The organism is Haloarcula halobia (genome assembly GCF_029338255.1).
GTDB classification, from domain to species: domain Archaea; phylum Halobacteriota; class Halobacteria; order Halobacteriales; family Haloarculaceae; genus Haloarcula; species Haloarcula halobia.
Genome location: NZ_CP119787.1, coordinates 2,865,174 through 2,883,735, shown reverse-complemented (window position 1 = coordinate 2,883,735; position 18,562 = coordinate 2,865,174). Strand labels below are relative to the sequence as shown.

17 protein-coding genes, 1 tRNA gene and 1 pseudogene are annotated in these 18,562 nt (G+C 65.8%); 6 read left to right on the top strand and 13 right to left on the bottom strand.

What is annotated here, in order from left to right:
• The first annotated feature begins 46 nt into the window (after positions 1 to 46).
• The gene (locus P1K88_RS15175) at positions 47 to 709 is read left to right on the top strand and encodes a TVP38/TMEM64 family protein (RefSeq protein WP_276411063.1); all 663 of its coding nucleotides are present in this window, start codon (positions 47 to 49) and stop codon (positions 707 to 709) included.
• Here the strand turns inward: P1K88_RS15175 and P1K88_RS15170 are convergent.
• Positions 684 to 2,471, bottom strand: coding sequence for a PAS domain S-box protein (locus tag P1K88_RS15170; protein WP_276411062.1), 1,788 nt, complete (start codon positions 2,469 to 2,471; stop codon positions 684 to 686). The two genes, P1K88_RS15175 and P1K88_RS15170, sit on opposite strands and share 26 nt — an antisense overlap.
• 44 nt (positions 2,472 to 2,515) lie before the next feature.
• Positions 2,516 to 2,638, bottom strand: a complete 123-nt coding sequence (locus P1K88_RS15165) for an HVO_2523 family zinc finger protein (protein ID WP_276296639.1) — start codon at positions 2,636 to 2,638, stop codon at positions 2,516 to 2,518.
• A 108-nt stretch (positions 2,639 to 2,746) separates the two neighbouring features.
• On the opposite strand from P1K88_RS15165, the gene P1K88_RS15160 reads away from it, so the two are divergent.
• Positions 2,747 to 4,249 (top strand): molybdopterin-dependent oxidoreductase, encoded by a 1,503-nt coding sequence (locus P1K88_RS15160; protein WP_276411061.1) that lies wholly within the window; start codon positions 2,747 to 2,749, stop codon positions 4,247 to 4,249.
• 153 nt (positions 4,250 to 4,402) lie between these two features.
• Positions 4,403 to 4,543: a hypothetical protein gene (locus P1K88_RS15155; RefSeq protein ID WP_276411060.1), complete on the top strand. Its 141-nt coding sequence runs from the start codon at positions 4,403 to 4,405 to the stop codon at positions 4,541 to 4,543.
• A 53-nt stretch (positions 4,544 to 4,596) separates the two neighbouring features.
• On the opposite strand, the gene P1K88_RS15150 is transcribed toward P1K88_RS15155, so the two are convergent.
• The gene (locus tag P1K88_RS15150) at positions 4,597 to 8,886 is read right to left on the bottom strand and encodes an LAGLIDADG family homing endonuclease (RefSeq protein ID WP_276411059.1); all 4,290 of its coding nucleotides are present in this window, start codon (positions 8,884 to 8,886) and stop codon (positions 4,597 to 4,599) included.
• Positions 8,887 to 9,411: 525 nt separating this feature from the next.
• Here P1K88_RS15150 and P1K88_RS15145 point away from each other — a divergent pair.
• Positions 9,412 to 9,600, top strand: coding sequence for a DUF8029 family protein (locus tag P1K88_RS15145; protein ID WP_276411058.1), 189 nt, complete (start codon positions 9,412 to 9,414; stop codon positions 9,598 to 9,600).
• On the opposite strand, the gene trpG is transcribed toward P1K88_RS15145, so the two are convergent.
• The 4 genes from trpG to trpD are packed head-to-tail and all read right to left on the bottom strand — an operon-like array spanning position 9,597 to position 13,499.
• Entirely contained in the window at positions 9,597 to 10,247 is a 651-nt protein-coding gene (trpG, locus tag P1K88_RS15140; RefSeq protein ID WP_276411057.1) for an anthranilate synthase component II, read from the bottom strand. The genes P1K88_RS15145 and trpG overlap by 4 nt on opposite strands.
• On the bottom strand, positions 10,244 to 11,863 hold the full coding sequence (trpE, locus tag P1K88_RS15135) for an anthranilate synthase component I (RefSeq protein WP_276411056.1): 1,620 nt from the start codon (positions 11,861 to 11,863) through the stop codon (positions 10,244 to 10,246). The genes trpG and trpE overlap by 4 nt, the downstream gene beginning before the upstream one ends.
• Complete coding sequence (locus tag P1K88_RS15130) at positions 11,860 to 12,507, bottom strand: phosphoribosylanthranilate isomerase (RefSeq protein WP_276411055.1); 648 nt, start codon at positions 12,505 to 12,507, stop codon at positions 11,860 to 11,862. The genes trpE and P1K88_RS15130 overlap by 4 nt, the downstream gene beginning before the upstream one ends.
• Positions 12,504 to 13,499, bottom strand: a complete 996-nt coding sequence (gene trpD / locus P1K88_RS15125) for an anthranilate phosphoribosyltransferase (RefSeq protein ID WP_276411054.1) — start codon at positions 13,497 to 13,499, stop codon at positions 12,504 to 12,506. Before trpD ends, P1K88_RS15130 begins: the two co-directional genes overlap by 4 nt.
• Positions 13,500 to 13,678: 179 nt before the next feature.
• Between trpD and P1K88_RS15120 the strand changes: the two genes are divergently transcribed.
• A tRNA-Val gene (locus P1K88_RS15120) sits at positions 13,679 to 13,753 on the top strand.
• Between the two features lie 247 nt (positions 13,754 to 14,000).
• On the opposite strand, the gene P1K88_RS15115 is transcribed toward P1K88_RS15120, so the two are convergent.
• From P1K88_RS15115 to P1K88_RS18495, 4 genes are all read right to left on the bottom strand, one after another.
• Positions 14,001 to 14,660 carry a cytochrome c biogenesis protein CcdA gene (locus P1K88_RS15115; RefSeq protein ID WP_276411053.1) on the bottom strand — a complete coding sequence of 220 codons (660 nt, stop codon included), beginning with the start codon at positions 14,658 to 14,660 and terminating at the stop codon, positions 14,001 to 14,003.
• Between the two features lies 1 nt (position 14,661).
• Positions 14,662 to 15,189: a TlpA family protein disulfide reductase gene (locus P1K88_RS15110; protein WP_276411052.1), complete on the bottom strand. Its 528-nt coding sequence runs from the start codon at positions 15,187 to 15,189 to the stop codon at positions 14,662 to 14,664.
• Complete coding sequence (locus P1K88_RS15105) at positions 15,186 to 15,863, bottom strand: SCO family protein (RefSeq protein ID WP_276411051.1); 678 nt, start codon at positions 15,861 to 15,863, stop codon at positions 15,186 to 15,188. The genes P1K88_RS15110 and P1K88_RS15105 overlap by 4 nt, the downstream gene beginning before the upstream one ends.
• A 485-nt stretch (positions 15,864 to 16,348) precedes the next feature.
• Complete coding sequence (locus tag P1K88_RS18495; RefSeq protein ID WP_419181076.1) at positions 16,349 to 16,456, bottom strand: DUF7471 family protein; 108 nt, start codon at positions 16,454 to 16,456, stop codon at positions 16,349 to 16,351.
• Between the two features lie 122 nt (positions 16,457 to 16,578).
• On the opposite strand from P1K88_RS18495, the gene P1K88_RS15100 reads away from it, so the two are divergent.
• On the top strand, positions 16,579 to 16,863 hold the full coding sequence (locus P1K88_RS15100) for a DdfA family disk-determining factor (RefSeq protein WP_276411050.1): 285 nt from the start codon (positions 16,579 to 16,581) through the stop codon (positions 16,861 to 16,863).
• A 240-nt stretch (positions 16,864 to 17,103) separates the two neighbouring features.
• On the opposite strand, the pseudogene P1K88_RS15095 reads toward P1K88_RS15100, so the two are convergent.
• Both P1K88_RS15095 and P1K88_RS18490 read right to left on the bottom strand, forming a co-directional pair.
• A pseudogene (locus tag P1K88_RS15095) lies at positions 17,104 to 18,100 on the bottom strand (transposase).
• Positions 18,058 to 18,336 carry a DUF7471 family protein gene (locus tag P1K88_RS18490; protein WP_419181075.1) on the bottom strand — a complete coding sequence of 93 codons (279 nt, stop codon included), beginning with the start codon at positions 18,334 to 18,336 and terminating at the stop codon, positions 18,058 to 18,060. Before P1K88_RS18490 ends, P1K88_RS15095 begins: the two are co-directional and overlap by 43 nt.
• Between the last annotated feature and the right edge of the window lie 226 nt (positions 18,337 to 18,562).

The window sequence follows — 18,562 nt, the reverse complement described above, 5'->3', positions numbered from 1 at the left end:
CCCTTACCACAAGAGGTTTGTCGCTGTGTCCCACTCTCGGAGGTAGATGGACCGTCTCGCGAAACGGCAGGTGGTCGGGTCCGCGGCCCTGGTTGCCGTCGTCGCTGTCGCGACGGCGATCCTCTCCCCGGCACGGGTCGTCACAGAGGTCACGCACCTCGCGGACCACCCGGTGTACCTGGCAGGGGTCATCGTCGGCCTGTACCTGGTCCGGCCGCTCTTTGCCTGGCCGACGATGCCGCTCTCGGCGTTCGTCGGGTTCGTCCTCGGGTTCGAGTACGGGTTCCCGGTGGCGCTGATGGGCGCGCTGGTCACCTGTCTCATCCCCTACCGGTTCGCCCGCCGGGCCGGCGAGCAGGGCGGGATGTTCGGGTGGCTCGGCGACTCGGGCCGCCAGATCATCGAGGTGACCGGCGAGACCCGTGGGGTGCTCGCCGCGCGCCTCTCGCCCGTACCGGCCGACCCAGTCTCCTACGGCGCCGGGTTCGCCGGCGTCTCGACGCGTTCGTTCGTGGTCGGTACCTTCGTGGGCGAGATTCCGTGGGTCGCCGTCGAGGTGCTCGCCGGGGCCTCGATGCGCTCGCTGTCGCTGTCTGGCCTCTCCATCGAGGCGCTCCCGCAGCTGGTCCTGCTCTTTGGCGCGATGGGACTGCTGGTGCTCGCCGGCCCGGCCTACCGCCACGTCACCGGTCGGCCGGAGTCGTCGTGACGTCGAAGCGCGCCCCGCCCGCCGCACTCGCCCGGAGGTCGACCGTCCAGTCGTGTGCGTCGACGACGTCCCGGACGATGGCGAGGCCAAAGCCCGTCCCGTTACTGTTGGTCGTGTAGCCGCGCTCGAAGACCTGGTCGCGTTCCGCCTCGGGGACGCCGGGGCCGTCGTCGGCGACGTAGAAGCCGGTCACGGTGCCGTCGGTTCCCTCGACGGAACCGACCCGGACCGTCACCTCGTCGCCACAGTGTTCGAGGCAGTTGCGGAACAGGTTCTCGAAGACCTCCCCGAGCCGTGCCGCGTCGGCCTCGATGACGGCCGTCGATTCGACCCGGAGCGTCGCCGCCGACGCGTCGACGTGCTGCCAGGCCGCCCGGGCGGCCTGTTCGACGTCGACCGGGCCCGTCTCGCTGACCAGTTCACCCTTCCGGGCGAGCAGCAGCAGGTCCTCGATGAGCTCCTCCATCCGCGCGGCGCCCTCGGCGGCCGTCTCGAGGTGTTGCAGGTCACCCGAGGACTGTGCGAGTTCGATTCGCCCCTGGACGACGTTGAGCGGACTCCGCAGGTCGTGGCTGACCACCGACGCGAACTCGGCGAGCCGTCGCTCCCGTTCTTTGCGCTCGGCGATGTCCCGCACCACGCCGGCCGACCCGGTGAACTCGCCGTCCGCCTGCGGAAGCAGGGCGATGTGGTTCTCGCTGGGGACGTGGTCCCCGGCCTGGGTCACCACGTCCATCTCCAGGGTCGCGTGGTCGCTGTCGCCATCGAGCAGGTCGCGGATGACCGACTCGCCGGCCTCGACGTCAGCCTCGGTCATGATACGGCCGATGTGCTCGCCGATCAGTTCGTCGTGGTCGTAGCCAGTCATCTGACAGAGCGCCTCGTTGACGGAGGTGAACCGGCCGTCGGCGTCGAGTGTATACACCGGGTCACCGACCGCCTCGACGATGGTCTCGTACCGCTCGAGCTCTTCTTCGCGTGCCTTCCGCTCGCTGATGTCCCGGATGACGCCGACAGAGCCGACGACCCGCCCCTCGTCGTCCAGCAGCGGGGCGACCTTGTTCTCGTTTACCGTCGCCGTCCCGTCGGCGTCGATGGTGCGCATCTCGAAGCGGGCCCACGTCCGCTCGTCGTCGTCCGCGAGTCGCTGGAGCTCGTCCGTCGCCCGCTGGACGTCGGCCTCGGGCATGAACGCCGCCGGTCTGGCGCCGACGATGTCGGCTTTCGGGGTGCCCAGGTGCGACGCCATCGCGTCGTTCGCGACCCGGACCTCCCCCGACCGGTCGAGGACGTACATCGCGTCCCCGACGTTCTCGACCAGCGTCTCGTACTGGTCGACTTGTCGTCGGGTCGCCGCGAGCCCGTCGGTCGCCCGCCGGTGCTCGACCGCCCGCCGGACCCGGTTGGCGAGCACCGCGAACTGGTCGCTCCCGGTCCGCTTTCGCTGGAACTCGGTGACGCCGGCCTCGATGGCCTCGCCCGCGACGTCGCCGGTCCTCGTAAAGAGCACGAACGGCAGGTCGGGGGCCGCCGACCGGACGGCCTCGAACAGCTCGAGGCCGTTCATCACCGGCATGTCGTAGTCGCTGACGACGCAGTCGAACGGTCCCGTCTCGACCCGGTCGAGGGCGGCGGACGGGTCCGACTCGGTGGTGACGGCGATGTCGTCCGCGACGCGGTGGACCTGCACCGCGGTCAGCGCCGCGAAGTCCGGGTCGTCGTCGACGTGCAGGACGTCGATGCCGTCCGGGTCGCTACTCATTGCCCGCTCTTGCGAGGGCCGCCCGTATAAATCCGACACACGGCTCAGTAGAAGGTGTCCGCGCAGTCGTAGACCACGCCGTGTTCCGGACAGACGTACTTGCAGTGGCGGTGGTACATCGGCCGGTCGCACATCGGACAGGGCCGGCCCCCCGCGTCATCGCTCATTGTCGACGCCTCGTTCCCGGGTGGCTTCGCTCTTGCGGACGGCCCCGGCCGCCGAGTCGGGTCGAAATTGGAACAAACCCTTTTGCCGACCACGCCCTTCGATACCGTATGTCGAACGACGTCCTCGAGACCCGGGGCGGCCGTCTGCTGGTCAGCCTCGCTGCCGGGATTGCCGGACTCGCCGGGTCGTACGCGGTCACGGGATACGCGCCGGCGTTCGTCGCCTCCCCCATCGAACGGGCGCTCGCCCGGTCGATGCCGGGCGTCGTCGTCTCGTACGCCATCACGTACCTTGGCAACCTCGGCCAGCGACTCAACCTCGCGGTGGCGCTGCTCGTGGCCGTCGTCTTCGTCGCGCTCGCCGCACGGGCGGCGCTGCTGACGGGCGCGGCAACGAACAACCGCCTCGTCCCGGGCGTCGGTACCGCCGCCGTCACGTGGGCGGTGGCGGCCGCACTGACCGGCGCGTTCGTCCTCGCGGCCGGGCCGGCCCTGGCGGCGGCGGCCGTCGTCGTCCTCGCCCAGGTGCTCGACGAGGCCAGCGACCGGCTCTCACCGGTGTCGGCAAAGCGCCGCCGCGCGCTGACGACCATCGGTGCGGCGCTGGGGGTGAGCGCGCTGGGTTACACGCTGGGGAACCGCCGACCCGCGACTGCCTTCGGGGCCGACGCGCCCACGCTCGAGGCCCCCGGCGCGGACCTCGCCGACGTCGAGCAGCAACTCGCAGTGGCCGAGGCCAGCTCCTTCGACGTCGAGGGACTCGACCCACTCGTCAGCGACCGGTTCTACGAGGTCGACATCAACTCCATCGACCCCGCCCTCGACGCCGACGAGTGGTCGCTGACCATCACCGGCGCCGTCGAGCAGGAGGTCACCCTCGAGTACGACGACCTCCGCGAGATGGACGCCGAGAACCGCTTCGTGACGCTGCGCTGTGTCGGCGAGATGCTCAACGGCAAGAAGATGGACAACGCGCTGTGGACCGGCGTCCCGGTCGACCAGTTCCTCGAGCAAGCGGGCGTCCAGAGCGACTGCGAGTGCGTGATGCTCCGGGCCGCCGACGGCTACTTCGAGGAGTTCCCGCTCGACGCCCTGCGTGGCGGCCTGCTCGCCTACGGGATGAACGGCGCCGTCCTCCCCCGAGGGCACGGCTACCCCGTCCGCGCGCTGGTGCCCGGCCACTGGGGCGAGGTCAACGTCAAGTGGCTCACCGAAATCGAACTGCTGGAACGCGAGGCCGACGGCTACTGGGAGAAACGCGGCTGGCACGGCACCGGCCCGGTCAAACCCGTCGCGAAGTTACACTACGACGAGACGCTGGGGAACGGCCGTCGCCGCGTCGGCGGCCACGCCTACGCCGGCCTTCGCGGGGTCTCCCGCGTCGAGGTCTCGACCGACGACGGCGCGACCTGGGACCGGGCGACGCTGTCGGACCCGCTGCCGGGCGAGGACGTCTGGCGCCAGTGGCAGTACACCTACGACCGTCCCGGGGACACCCACACGGTCGTCGTCCGGATGGTCGACGACAGCGGGACGGTCCAGACCGACGAGATCGCGGGCAACTTCCCCAGCGGCCCGTCCGGGTGGGTCTCGAAGCAGTTCCCGGAGTAGAAACGCCCGACTACCGGCCGCGTACACGGTCGATTACGGCGATTTACCGGTGCATAACGAGGTGGCTCGCCGACAGAGTGCCGGTCGAACTGGCATGTATCGTGCCCGCCCGCACCCGAACCGCCTCGCCGACGGCCGACAGACGGGGCCCCGATGAGCAACCAGGAGGCACCCGGCCGGCAGGACCCCGTGCCGGACGACGTCGAGGTAACCGAGTTCGGCGGTATCCGGGTCGCGTACGTCCCCGGCGAGGGAGAGTCCTGGATCAGCGGCTGGGTGGACGTCCCGCGATAGAAACCGCCGACGGCGAAGACGAAATTCAGACTCCGCGTGTCACACTGACCGCGTCAGCACTCGGACCAGCCACAGGACTCGCAGGTCTTACAGCCCTCCGAGTAGTACAGCGACAGCGACCCACAGTCCGGACACTCCGGGCTCTCGCCCGCGTCGATGAGTTCCTGCTGGTCACCGGTGGCGTCCGTACTGGCACTTCCCTGTGTGGCCTGTGGCCCGCCGTCAGACTGTGTCTGACGTGCTCCGTCGTCGATTGACGACGGACCGCCGTCGGTGTGCGTCGAGGGGTCGGCCTCGGCTTCGGCGACGTCCTCGTCCTCGGCGGTCTCCTCGAGGGTCACCTGCTGCGGGTAGGCCTTGTCGACGTCGCCGTCGAGGTACCGGCGCAGGGCGGTGCCGATAGCGTCCGGGATGGACTGGATCTGCTCGCCCTTGTCCCAGGCGACCTTCGGCGACCGGATGCCCTGCAGTTCGTCGGCGATCTCTTCGGGGTCGACGCCCGAGCGCAGCGCCGTCGAGATGGTCTTGGCCAGCGCCTCGGTGAAGGAGGCGGTGAAGCCGCCGGAGTTGCCGATGTTGGCAAAGAGTTCGAACGGCCGGTCGGCCGTGGGGTCCTCGTTGATGTTGACGTACAGTTTCCCGTAGCCCGTGTCGATGCGTTGCGTGACGCCGTGGAGCACGTCCGGTCGGGACTGCTTCTTGGCGTACTCGCTTTGCTCGCCGTCGGCGACGCTCAGGATGTCGTCGACGGACTCCTCCAGGGCGGCCTGGACGGCCTCGTCCTCGAGGAAGCCCTCGATGCCGCCGAACAGCTCCTCGATCTGGGCGACGATCTCGTCGGCGTCCATGTCGGCGAACTCGGCGTTCTGGGCACGCGTCGTCAGCACCTGCTTCGAGCGGGTGCCGTCGCGGTAGTAGGTGACGCCCTTCCCGCCGTGGTCGTAGATGTACTCGAAGACCTCGGCGGCGTCCTCGATGGTCGAGTCGTTGGGGGCGTTGACCGTCTTCGAGATGGCCGAGTCGACCCCCTCCTGGCAGGCGACCTGGACGCCCGCGTGGTCGCGCGCCGAGAGGTCGCCGGTGGTGACGAACAGTTCGCCGATGGCGTCCGGCACCGTCGAGAGACCGGCGACGCCGTCGAAGCGGTTCTCGGCCATCTGCTCCTGGGCCTCCTGCTTGACGGCCTCGACGTCGATGCCGTTCTCCTCTAGGGCCCGCAGGAAGTAGTCGTCGAACTCGACGAGCATCTCGTCGCCCTGGACGTCGTCGGAGACGTTCTTGTAGTAGGCGACGTTGTAGATGGGCTCACACCCGCCGGTGGTGTTGCCGATCATCGACGTCGTCCCGGTCGGGGCGATGGTCGTCGTGTTGTGGTTCCGGATAGGGTAGCCGTCTTCCCAGTCGTCGGCGTCCTCGCCGGTCTGGTTCTCGAACCACTCGCGGTACGCCGTCGGGTCGGCGTACTTCGAGTTGTCCCACTCCTCGAAGACGCCCCGTTCCTGGGCGAGGTCGTGGCTGGCGGCCTTCGAGCCGTGGTTGATGTGGCGCATCAGCTGGCGGGCGACCTCGTTTGCCTCCTCGGAGCCGTACTCGACGCCAAGCTGGATGTAGAGTTGCGCGAGGCCCATGATGCCCAGGCCGATCTTGCGCATCTCGCGGACCTTCTGTTCGATCTTCTCGACCGGGAAGTCCGACATCGTGACGACGTTCTCGAGGAAGCGAGTCCCGAGTTCGATGCGGCGGTCGAACTCTTCCCAGTCCATCGACTCCGCGAGGAACGCGTCGATGGCGTCCTCGGTGGCGTCGTACTCGTCGGCGTGTTCCTCGGCCCAGACGCGGTAGTCGGGGGCGTCCTGGGCGGCGAGCGTCGAGAGGTTGATGTGTCCGAGGTTGCAGGCCTCGTACTCCTCGAGTGGCTGCTCCCCGCAATTATGCGTCACAAGGCCGTTAGCGACGAATGAATGGGTTTCTGGCTCAGTCAGATCATACACTTCCTCGTGGCCGTCAAGAGTGACACTCGAGACTGTAGCGGTGAAGGACTCGCTTTCCGGCGTGTAGGTGTACGACTCCAGATTCTCCGCTAATTCATCGGCCTTGTCTCCGTGGAGGAAGCCGATCTCTTCGGCGAACCGGATCTGGTTTTCCTTCGTGATTGCCAAGTCGTGCTGTGCTTTCGTCTCGTATTCCTTCGTACCACCGTTCCCATCCGGAAGTTCTTTCGTTTGCGCGGGGCGGCGTTCCTCGTAGATACGACTTGCAATCCCGAAGTTGAGAAGGAGTCGCTGTGTCTGTTTGAGGAGCTCGCGGTCGGAACTCGAAAGACGGATACTCCGCCCGTTTCGACTGCTCCCCTGCACACTCCCGTCGGCACTGAAAAGCGCCTGCAGGAAGCCACGCGCCATCTCCTCGCTGCCGCGCATGACGGCGTCGGGGACCTGGAGTTTCTTTTCGACGAGTCCGGCGTCCTCGGCGTACTCGTACAGCCGCGCCGAGCGGATACGCTGCTCGACGGCCTGCGCACCGCGATAGTCGTCGTCCCGACTTATTTCGCTGACGCCGACATCGTAGTCCGCATTGCCGACCGGGTCGCGGACGACCTCGTTTACGTCTTCGGCGAACTGCTCGGATATCTCGGCGTCCTCGTCGTAGAAGTTCAGGACGGCGCGCTCCTCGCCGTGCTTGAGATGGCCGTCACCGACGGTCCAACCGAGGACGCGCCCTTCCGCAGCGGTGCCGTGCTGGCCGAACGCGCCCTTGCGGTTCTGGATGTGAACGGTATCGCCGGTATCGAGATCCCGCGCTTCGACCCAGCCGTCGTCGGTCATGACGCGATGGTCGGCGGTGAGGCGGAGTTCGTAGCCTTCCTCGGTAGTCAGCTTGTAGACGTCTTTCTCACCGGTTTTGTAGACGCTGCTGGCCTCTTTGACTGTCTCCTCGCTGAGGCGACCGTCGACGACGACGTCGCGAGCGGCGCCCTGCTCGTAGAGTTCTTCGGCCGGAAGGAGACCGTTCTCGGTGCTGATGAGTGTATCTCCGGTGACACACGGATTGGTCGCGAGGATGCGGTGGTCGGGGTGTTTCTCGACGTCGAACGAGTGTTGCTTGTTGACGCGTTCGAGGTAGATGACGCCCGGTTCGCCGTTCTCGTGGGCGCCCTGGACGATGCGCTCCCAGAGCCTCTCGGCGGGGATCGAGAGCACCTCGCCGGCCTCGACGTACTCGCCGAGGTCGAACATCTCGTACAGCTCGACGGTCTCGGCGGTGGCGACGTGCGGTTCCTCGGTGCGGGGGTTGGTGAAGGTAAAGTCCTCGCCGTTCCGCAGGGCCTCCATGAAGCCGTCGGTGATCCCCACCGAGATGTTGAAGTTCGAGAGGTGGCCCTCGACGGCGTTGCGGAGGTGCTTTGGGACCTTCCCATCGTCGTCGATGAGCTCGCGGGCCTCCTCTAGGGCCTCGGCGAATGAGTTGTGCGTGAAGTCGTCGGGATCGTTCAGCCGCAGGGTCTCGGCCAGCGAGACGTCCTTGTTCTTGGCGTGGATGAACTGGATGACGTCCGGGTGGGAGACGCGCATGACGCCCATCTGGGCCCCCCGTCGCGCCCCACCCTGGGCGATGGTCTCGCACATCTGGTCGTAGGTCCGCATGAACGTGATGGGGCCGCTGGCGATGCCGCCGGTCGACCCGACGGGGTCGCCGTAGGGGCGGAGCCGCCAGAACGCATAGCCCATGCCACCGCCGGACTGGAAGACCTGGGCGGCCTCCTTGGCGGTCTGGTGGATGTCGTCGATGTCGTCGTCGGGCGAGTCGACGAAACACGCAGACAGTTGCTGGAGCTCGTCGCCGGCGTTCATCAGCGTCGGCGAGTTCGGCATGAAGGAGAGCTGTTCCATCTGCTCCTGGAAGGCGTCTGCGGTCTCCTCGACGTGACTCCGCACGTCCTCGGGGAGCTCGGGGACGACGGTGTCGTAGGCGAACTTGTTGACGTTGTACACCGAGAGCGTCGTCTCGGCGTCGTCCTCCGTGGTGGTCCCCTTGCCGAACACCTCGGCGGCGAGCTCGTCGCGCCGGGGGTGGTCGGGCTTGAGCTGGGCCGGCGTGACCGTGATCTCGACGTCCTGTTTCTCGGCCTCGAAGACGGCCTCGGCGAGCGCGATGTTCTTCGCGACGCGTTCGAAGAGGTCCTCGGGGGCCTCGACGATGTCGCCGTTCGCGTCCTTGCGGAGGTACCGCGCCGGGAGGATGTTGTTGTAGGCGTTCCCGGTCAGACGCTCTTCGAGCGTGTCTCCGTCGGTTCGTTTGATCGGGAGCGTGAGCTCGTCGGCGGAGAGGTCCGCGTCGCTCATCTGTCCGTCCTCCCACCCGCAGCGCCCCGCTGCCGGTCGATACCTCGTGTGAGTGCTGGCCGAATCCCTGTCATTTCTGGCGGCAGATACGTATTCATGGATGGCGTATAACCCTGTTGAACTGCAGATTTCTCGCGTGCCGTCGGTCACTCGGAGTGGTGACTACGGTGGTTGTCTGTCGGTGCGTCGCCTGGATCGCGCGAACGGACTCGCGTACGACCAGTAGAAAACGGCGGCATCTTATTAATGGTGAGCAGACCGCAGTGAAAGTGAAACCGGACCCGACAGAACCGACAGACGAAGTCGGAATATCCAGTAGAAATCAGAGGGGGTTTTCGGGTGGAGATCGCGCGCCGGCGCCACAGCGCCTGTCGCTCCCCGTCGGCGTACGACGGCCTGCCGTCCTGCGGTTTGTCGGTAACTCGGTGGCCACAGGGCGCGCGCCCCGACCACGCCGGCCGCCCGCCTGCTGGCAGGGGCTCGCTGGCCACGAAGTACTTGTGTCACGGATGCATCATACTACGTATGCTTCCCCTGTTGCAACTCGGGCAGTTCACCTCGCCGCCGGCGCTGCTTGTCGGCCTGGTCGCTCTCGCCGTCGTCTTGCTCGTCGGCCGCGTCGTGATGAAGGTGGCCTGGCGTCTGGTCGTCCTGGCCATCATCGCCGTCGCGGCGCTGTGGGTGCTCGGTATCCTGGGCTTCCAGATACTCTAGACGTCCGCGAGGAAGTTCCGGATTACGTCGTGGCCCACCGACGTGAGCACCGACTCGGGGTGGAACTGGACCGCCTCGATTGGGTACTCGCGGTGGCGCACGCCCATCACCAGGTCCGCCCCGTCGGCGTGGTCGTTGCCGGCCGCGGCGTCGGCCGGCGTCGTCGCACTCACCTCGAAGACGTCCGGCACGTCGACGGCGACCAGCGAGTGGTATCGCCCGCCCTGGAACCCCTGTTCGAGGCCGCGGAAGACACCCTTCCCGTCGTGGGTGATGGGAAAGGCCTTCCCGTGGACGGGTTCCGGTGCGCGCCCGATGGTGCCGCCGTAGGCGTAGACGGCCGCCTCGAGACCCAGGCAGACTCCCAGCGTCGGCACCTGGGGACTGCGTTCGGTGAGCACGTCCATCGTGACGCCGACGTCGCGCCCGTTCTTCGGGTGGCCCGGCCCCGGCGAGAGGACGATGGCGTCGGGGTCGTAGGCGTCGACGTCCTCGATGGACGCCGTGTTGCGGACCACCTCCGTCTCGGCGTACTCCGAGACGTACTCCACGAGGTTGTAGGTAAAGGAGTCGAAGTTGTCCACGAACAGCACCCGGAGGTCCTCGTCGACGGCCTCCATGGCGGTCGCGGCCGAGGCGGAACTCATCGGTCCCCCTCCACGCTCGCGGACTGCTGCTGTGCCGGCGGCGCCTCGATGCGCTCGAGCGCCGTGAGCACGCCGTCCATCTTCTGTTCGGTCTCGACGTACTCGCTTTCGGGGTCCGAGTCGGCGACGATACCGGCACCGGCCTGTACCGTGATTCGGTCGCCGGCCGGGCCGTCGTCGGCAACGTCGCCGGCCTCGATTGTCGCCGACCGGATGACGATGGCCAGGTCGGTGTCACCGGCCCAGTCGAAGTAGCCCACGCCGCCGCCGTAGGGGCCACGCGGCGAGCGTTCGAGTTCGTCGATGATCTCCATCGCCCGGATCTTCGGCGCGCCCGAGAGCGTTCCGGCGGGGAACGCGGCCCGCGCCGCGTCGAAGGCGTCACACTCGGCCGCGAGCTTGCCCGTCACCGTCGACTCGATGTGCTGGACGTGGCTGTACTTCAGGACGTTCATGAACTCCTCGACGCGCACCGACCCGGCTTCGGAGACCCGTCGAACGTCGTTTCGCGCCAGGTCGACGAGCATCGTGTGCTCGGCTCGCTCCTTCCCGTCGGCGAGCATCTCGCCGGCCAGCCGTCGGTCCTCGACCGGGGAGTTTCCGCGCGGGCAGGTGCCCGCGATGGGGTTCGAGACGACGTGGTCGCCGGCCACCGACACCAGCGTCTCGGGGCTGGCCCCGATGATCGTCAGGTCGTCGTAGCCCAGCAGGTACATGTACGGCGAGGGGTTCACCTCCCGGAGCGCCTCGTAGAACCCCAGCGGGTCGACATCGCCGTAGAGTTCGCGGGTCCGCGAGATGACCCCCTGGTAGATGTCTCCCGAGAGGACGTACTCCTTGGCGCGCTCGACGGCGTCTTCGTACTCGTCTTGTGGGCCCGCGACCTCGTCGGTCCGCGTGAACTCGCCGGTCGAGAGCGGTTCCAGGTCGCGCAGGACAGCCTCGACGTGGTCGACCTCGGCGGCCAGTTCGTCGTAGCGCTCGCTGGCGTCCTCGCCGACTCTGAGGACGGGCGTGAACACCAGCTCGACCGAATCTTCGACGTGGTCGAAGCGGAGTGTCGCCGTCGTCAGGACGAACTGGGCGTCGGGGAACCGTGAGTCCGGGCGGTCCAGACCCACCTCGTCGAGCCAGAGGTCGTAGACGGCGTCGTAGGAGAGAAAGCCCACGAGGCCGCCCTCGAGGTGCTGGCGGTTCATCTCCGGGAACCCGCGCAACTCTGCGTCGGGCATTGCCGACCGCAGGTCGTCGACCACGTCGCCCCCGTTTGTCCCCACGAGGTCCGCGTATCGCTCGTCGAACACTTCCACGTCGCTCTCCTCGCCCCGGACAGTGACGACGGCCCGCGGGTCGTAGCCGACGAAGGAGAACCGCGCGTGACGGTCGTCGGTCTCCGGGGCGAACGCGCCGTCGGGGTCGCTGGAGGCGACCTTCTCGGCGCTCTCCAGGAGGAAGGTGTAGTCGTTGGCGTCGACGTGGCCGGTCCGTCCGGTCAGCGCGGCGTAGGCCGTCAGCGGTTCGACATCGACGTCCAGCTGCGCGGCGGCGCGGACGACCACCGGCCGGTCGGCCGCGGCGTACTCGACGAACTCCTCGCGGGTGACGTCGAGGCTCACGCCGACACCTCCCGGTCGGCCGCGCCGACGGCCTCGACGAACTGCTCGACCGCGTCATGGTCCTTCCACCCGCCGGACTCCTCGACGCCCGAAGCCACGTCGACGGCGAAGGGCCGGACCGTCTCGACGGCCTCGCCGACGTTCTCGGGCGTGAGGCCGCCGGCGAGTATCACCGGCACCGAGAGCGAATCGACGACCTCGCGGGTACGGTCCCAGTCGTGGGTCTCGCCCGTCCCGCCGGCGCCCTCGGCGTCCACGGAGTCGACGAGCAGGGCGTCGGCGTGGCTGGCGTAGGCCTCGATATCGTCGGCCGTGGCGTCGACGACGGCGATGATGGACTGCGTCACCCGGCGGTCGAGCGCACCCAGTTCCGCCGGACTGAGGCCGTCGTGGACCTGCACGGCGTCCGGTTCGACCGTATCGACGCGCTTGACGGCATCCTGGACCGTCCGTGGCATCGTCACGAGGACGCTGGTCACGAGCGGGGGGACGCCCGCCAGGAGGTCGGTGGCCGTCCCGAGGTCGACCTCGCGGGGGGTGTCCACCGGGACGCCGTGGATGACGCCGACGGCATCGGTTCCGCTCGCGACGACGGCGTCGCGGTCGGCCGCGTTCGTCACCCCGCAGACTTTCACGCGCGTCATTCACCCACCAGGTCGTCGAGTTTCGAGGCGGCTGCGCCGGAGCCGATGGCCTCCCGCGCCATGTCGACCCCCTCCGTATGGGAGTCGGCGACGCCGGCGACGTAGATGGCCGCGCCCGCGTTCGCGAGGACGATGTCCCGTTTCGCGCCCGTGACCTCGCCCGTGACGATACCGCGGAGGTCCGCGGCGTTCTCCTCGGGGCTCCCGCCCGCGACGGCGTCGATGCTGGCCGTCTCGAGGCCGATGTCCTCGGGAACCAGCGTGTACTCCTCGATGTGGGTGCCACGGACCTCGGCGACGGTCGTCTCGCCGTGGATACCGATCTCGTCCAGCCCGTCGCCGTGGACGACGAGCGCGTGGTCGACGTCCAGGCGGGCCAGCGCCTCGGCGACCATCGGGACCAGTTCGGGGTCGTAGACGCCGAGCACCTGTGCGTTCGCGCCTGCCGGGTTCGTTAGCGGCCCGAGGATGTTGAAGACGGTCCGCATCCCGAGTTCCTTGCGCGGGCCGATGACGGCCTTCATCGCCGGGTGGAACACCGGCGCGAGCATGAAGCCGATGCCGTCGCGTTCGATGGCCGCCTCGACGGACGGCGGTTCGGCGTCGACGTTCACGCCGGCCACCTCGAGTACGTCGGCGCTCCCCGACGAGGAGGAGACCGAGTAGTTCCCGTGCTTGGCGATGGGGACGTCGGCGCCTGCGGCGACGATGGCGCTCGTCGTCGAGACGTTGATCGTGTCGTAGTCGTCCCCACCCGTGCCGCAGGTATCGACCAGCGTCTCGCGCTGGGGCGTGATGGTCCGTGCGGCGTCGCGCATCCCCTGTGCGAACCCGGCGATCTCGGCTTCCGTCTCGCCTTTCGCCCGGAGTGCGGCCAGCAGCGCGCCGATCTGTGCTTCCGTCGCTTCTTCGAAGACGAGCGTCGCGACCGCGCGTGCCTCGTCCTGTGTCAGGTCCTCGCCGTCGGTGACGCGTTCGATGTACTCCTGCATTGTATCCACCAATGAACTCTTTCGTGTTACGATGTACAAATCCGTACACTCACTTAACCTTGTCGGGCTCGACGTCGTTGGGGGGCCCGTGTGGGCCGAATCAACAGACGCCGTGTGGGTCCGGAATTCGAAACCTTCAATTATACCCCCCGGCAAGGATGAGTTGCACTCGGCAGCGAGGGTTCGTGGTCTAGGTCGGTTATGACACCTCCTTGACATGGAGGAGGCCGGCGGTTCAAATCCGCCCGAACCCACTCTTTCTGTCGCGAACGATTCGTGAGCGACGAACTCGTCCGTGAGGGCGATTTGAACCCTGGAAGCCGAGCGAAGCGATCGTGAACGGCACCGCCCGGGGTGTCTCCCCGGCACACGAACTCGTAGCCGCGGGTGGCCTCGCGCTGACGATTGTGGCGTCGGCCCTCGCGGTGGCGACTTAGCGAGTGAAGATCGCCCACAGCCAGGGATCTGTCGCGACCGGGACTCCCGCTGGCTACCGCCTCGTTACAGTACGCCGAGCTCGAACACTGCGAGGTAGATCTGCCCACCACCGGCCAGTATCATCACCACGGCCGCACCCTGTTGGACCCGTCTCGAGTACGTTCCCAAGGAGCGCCAGGAGTCGATTCCGGCGCCCGCGAGCAGCGTCACGCCAACAAGTGGGACCGTCACCCCGAGTGCATACACGGCCAGCACGAGAGCACTCGAGTGGACCGGCAATGCGACCGCCTGGGTGACCACGCCAAAGAGGAGGGGCACCACACAGCCTGCTGCGGCAACTGCGTAGACGGCGCCGAACACACCGAATCCGGTTACCGAGGCCGGTCGTTCGGGAAGCGGGACGCGAAGTTCCGGCCCTCGGTCCAGGAGCGTCACGAGGCCGAAGGCGATCAGCCCGGCCCCGATAACCGGTTCGAGGATCGGCAGTGCGGTCTTCACTGACTGACCCACCACCAGGACGAGCAGCGCGACGGCGGCGAGAGCGCCGAGTGCGCCGCCGGCAGCGGCACCAGCAGGTGCGAGCATACTCGTATCTCCATCGTTCTCGCTCAGGTAGTATCCGACGTAGCCCGGAAGCAGCGGGAACGCACAGGGGGCGAAGAACGTCGCGACGCCAGCGCTTGCGGCGAAGGCAAGCGCCCCAACGACTGCAGTTTCGACCATCTTACACCAGTGAATCGAGTTGGTCTCGGAGTGTCTCCTCCCTGGCGAGCCCGCTGTGACCGAACTGGATGGTTCCGTTCTCGTCGGCGATGGCGATGTAGGGGAGTCCGCCCGCGCCGAACGCCGCCAGCAGCTCGCTTCCGGGATCCGAGCCGACGGTCCAGGCACCGTCGTTGCGGTTCCACCACTCGGCGATGTCAGTTTTGGTCAGCGTCTCGCTCGGGCGTTCGTTCGTCACGGAGACGAACGACACCTCGTCGTATTCGGGCTGAATCGCGTTCAGAATCGCGAGCTGGTCGTCGCAGGGGGCACACCAGGTGGCGAACAGATCGACGACGGTGACAGTATCCGGTGTCGGGACGAGCGCCTGCCCGGCAGTCGATCCGCGTGCGTCCAGGGTCTCGACGCGGATCGGCAGCTGGTCCTCACCTCGCGATTGTCCGTCTGGCAAACCGCTCTGGGTGACCCACAGACTTCCGCCGGTGAGTACGAGCCCTGCGATCGCGGCGACGGCCTGCCGGCGCTTCACGCGTTTCTCACCGTTCTTAGGTCGGCGATGATGGTCTCCTCGTCCGGCGACTTCGTGCGATAGGCGCGCTCGACGAACCCGTCGGCGTTGACGAGCAGCGTCAGGGCCGAGTGTGTGAACATGTACATGTCCATGTCCTCGGGTTCGGTGCGCTGGAAGGCCACGCCGAACTGGTCCTGTACGACTGCCTTGGCCCGCTCCTTCGAGGCAGGCCGGAGGAAGTGCCAGTTCTCACGCTCGGCGTCGACGTTCATGTCGTCGGCGTACGTCCGAAGGCGCTCGGCAGTGTCGCGGGCGGGGTCGAACGTCGTCGGGAAGAACGAGACTGCGTCGCTGTACCCGTTGTTTTCCGCGTGGGCCTGGATATTTCGCTGTGTCGAGATGAGGACGGGACAGACGGTTCGGCAATGACTGTAAAAGAACGTGAGGAGTGACGGTGTCTCGACGTCACGAAGACGAACCTCTCGGGAATCGACCGGCGCGGGGACAGTCACATCCGGGATTCGTTCGCCCCACGCCGGATACGGAACGTCGCTACTCTCGAATTCACGGTCGGGTTCCCCGAGAGCGACGTCGGGGTTCGAACCGCCGAGGCCAGCGCTCCCGAGACACCCGGCAAGTCCACCGATTGCTGCGACTGCTCCGGTCGACCTGAGAAACGCTCGTCTGTGCATAATCGGGATTTACGACCTCGACCATTTGGGGTATCTGGTTCGGGTCTCGAATACCCGCCCCTGTGGACTCTCGGCCCGTGCTCGCTCGCCAGGATTCGAATACTGCTTCTCTCGTCATAGAGACGAAACAGCGGGCTAGAACTCCGAGTGTTTTCGCCATACCATATTCGCCGATCGGGACCGTTATTGCAGTCAACTGCGAGCGCACCCTGATGCGAGACGGGGTGTTCGAACAGGTCCATTCAGAGGTTGGCGGTCGCTGCGACCACTGCACGCCGGATTCACGGCTGCCCTCACGCGAGTTCCTCCCCGGTGTGCGTGGGAGAATGCGCTCCCGAATAGCGGCCCGTTCGAATCCCGAACCAGAGTGGTCGTTGCCGAATCGTATTCGGCGCGCGATGGTCACCATGTATCGTCGTGGCCCAGCACCTGGCGACGAAATACCCGCCTGTCGATTGCTGGGGGAACGCACGGTACTGCGTAGATCAGTTGGGTCTGCGCTGGCGTCTTTCACTGGTGCGAGCGTAATAGACTGCAGCGAGGACGAGCACCATCATAACGACGTCAAGTGAGTGTTCGAACGAGTGATGCATACCGGTATTCATACCGCGAGCCTGTCATAGAACGCGTCACGTACGAACCAGTTACAGAGGTGTTCTCAGGGATTGAGATTACGGGAAGTGTGTTTATCAATCGGGGTGGTAGATTTGTTGTGATGATAGTCAGCACAGATACAACCGAAAGATGGGATGCGGCATACGAGGTTTGTAAAAAAGTTGCCGAAGAAACTGGCGTAGATATCTGTGAGTTACCCCCTCTGTACGAAACCATCGATCCAGACGCCCTCAATGCGTTGCTTCGGCATTCGAACGTCACCGACACCCATTCCGAGCGGTCAGTCGAGTTCTCGTACTGTGACTATCGTGTGACGGCCCATTCGACCGGCCAGGTCGGGCTCCACTCGGAGCCTGAATCGACATCTTCCGTGCCGTCGACCTGAAGACGAGGAAGATCCATGCCTACAAAGGATACGAAAAAAATTGTACACTGAAGACGAAACCCTGACGAAATTAGAGAGCGCAATGAGGCAATCGTTAGGTGAACTCAAATCCGACATTCGGGCTGCGATCGAAGATCGAAAACGAGAGCTCCGTAACAAATAGACCACACTGCGGGTGTTATCGAATGATTCCGAGGTGAGTATGACAGCTATTGCCGAGAGGGTGTCATAGAAACAGTCTCATAACGTGATGATCGTGCTTCCCGGATTGTCTCCGCGCTCGTAGTTGGTGATGACAACAACGAGCCGGAGGCAGAGCGCAACGAACACTTCTGTTCGTGCGTGGACGCGGCCTCGGGCGCGGACGTGCCCGAGGCCGCAGTGCTTGACTGCGTCGTTGGTTCGTTCGACTCCTGTGCGGCAGTTGTACGTCTCGTCCAAGATGGATTGTTTCAGCTGCACGTCCCCGTTGTATTCCTTGATTTGGTCTTCGACCCTGTACTCGATGTCTTTCGGGTCGTCAGTATTTCGCGGGTTGTATGGGGCGATTGGCACGACCCCTGCAGCCAGCAGGTAGTCGTGCCAATCGAGGATATCGTAGGCGCTGTCTCCAAGCATCCAGATCGGTGTGTCGACGGCGAGCGCGTCACGCGTGACGCGAATCGCCGTCTCCTGATCCGCTTCTTGGCTTGCGTGAACTCCGCTGCTATCGGGATCTTTGCGCCAGTCGAGACAATCGTACAGCCGAAGCCGTAGTAGACTCTTCGGCTGTTGGGTCGTAGTTCCACGAGGCGGCGTCGTTGTGTTGGATCGCCTCGATGTGCGTCGAATCGATAGAGTACGTGGAGTCGAGCAGGCCGCGGGCGGCGGCCTGCTCGACGAGCCTGTCGAAGATGTCGTCGACAACGTGTTCGAGATCGGTGAGAAAGCGATCAATCGTGTCTCTGGATGGCGGTTTGTCGAGTCCGCAGTAGTACCAGACGAGGCCGTGCTGAAGTTCTCGTGTAACCGGACGTGTACCGTAAACATCCTCGTAGTAGCAGTGGAGAAAGCCGCGAAAGAGGTCTGGTGGCTTGTGTACACGTGTTCGCCCCCGCTTCGAAGGGGCGAACACGTCGTACTCCAGCAGAAACTCGAACTCAAGGTGCTCGAATAGCGGTACTGTGTCGGTAGCCGCGACATTCAAGAAGTCGTCTACTGAATCCACATCTTGCAGGGTTGCGGTTCTGCTGGACACACTTTCCGCACCCTGCTGCTTCGTACGTGACGCGTTCTATGACAGGCTCTACCGCTGGTAAGATACACGAGTCCCAAGCTCGTCTTCCCGAGGAATGTCGAAACGGCGACCGTGATGAGCAGGTCGGAAACCGTCCGTCGCTTAACGAACGCCACGACGGAGAGCAACGCGAGCAGTATCGACAACACCGTGCCGGTGCCGAGGGCGACGATAAGCAGGCTATCGGACGGTGACACTCCGGCATGGAGTGGTAATAGACCGTCAGTGGTGAGTGACGATATCGAGAGCCTGTGATTGCGACCCGGAAATCCGACGTGGCCGGTCAGGTGTAGCTACTCACAGTAGCCAGATCGACTCACAAGTTGTGGTTCAATCGCCGAACCCGAACGGTGGACCGTGAGATATAGAAGTCACTGCCCAAAGATACCAGTACAGCTGGATCGGTGAGTTCGCTCCCCAGTC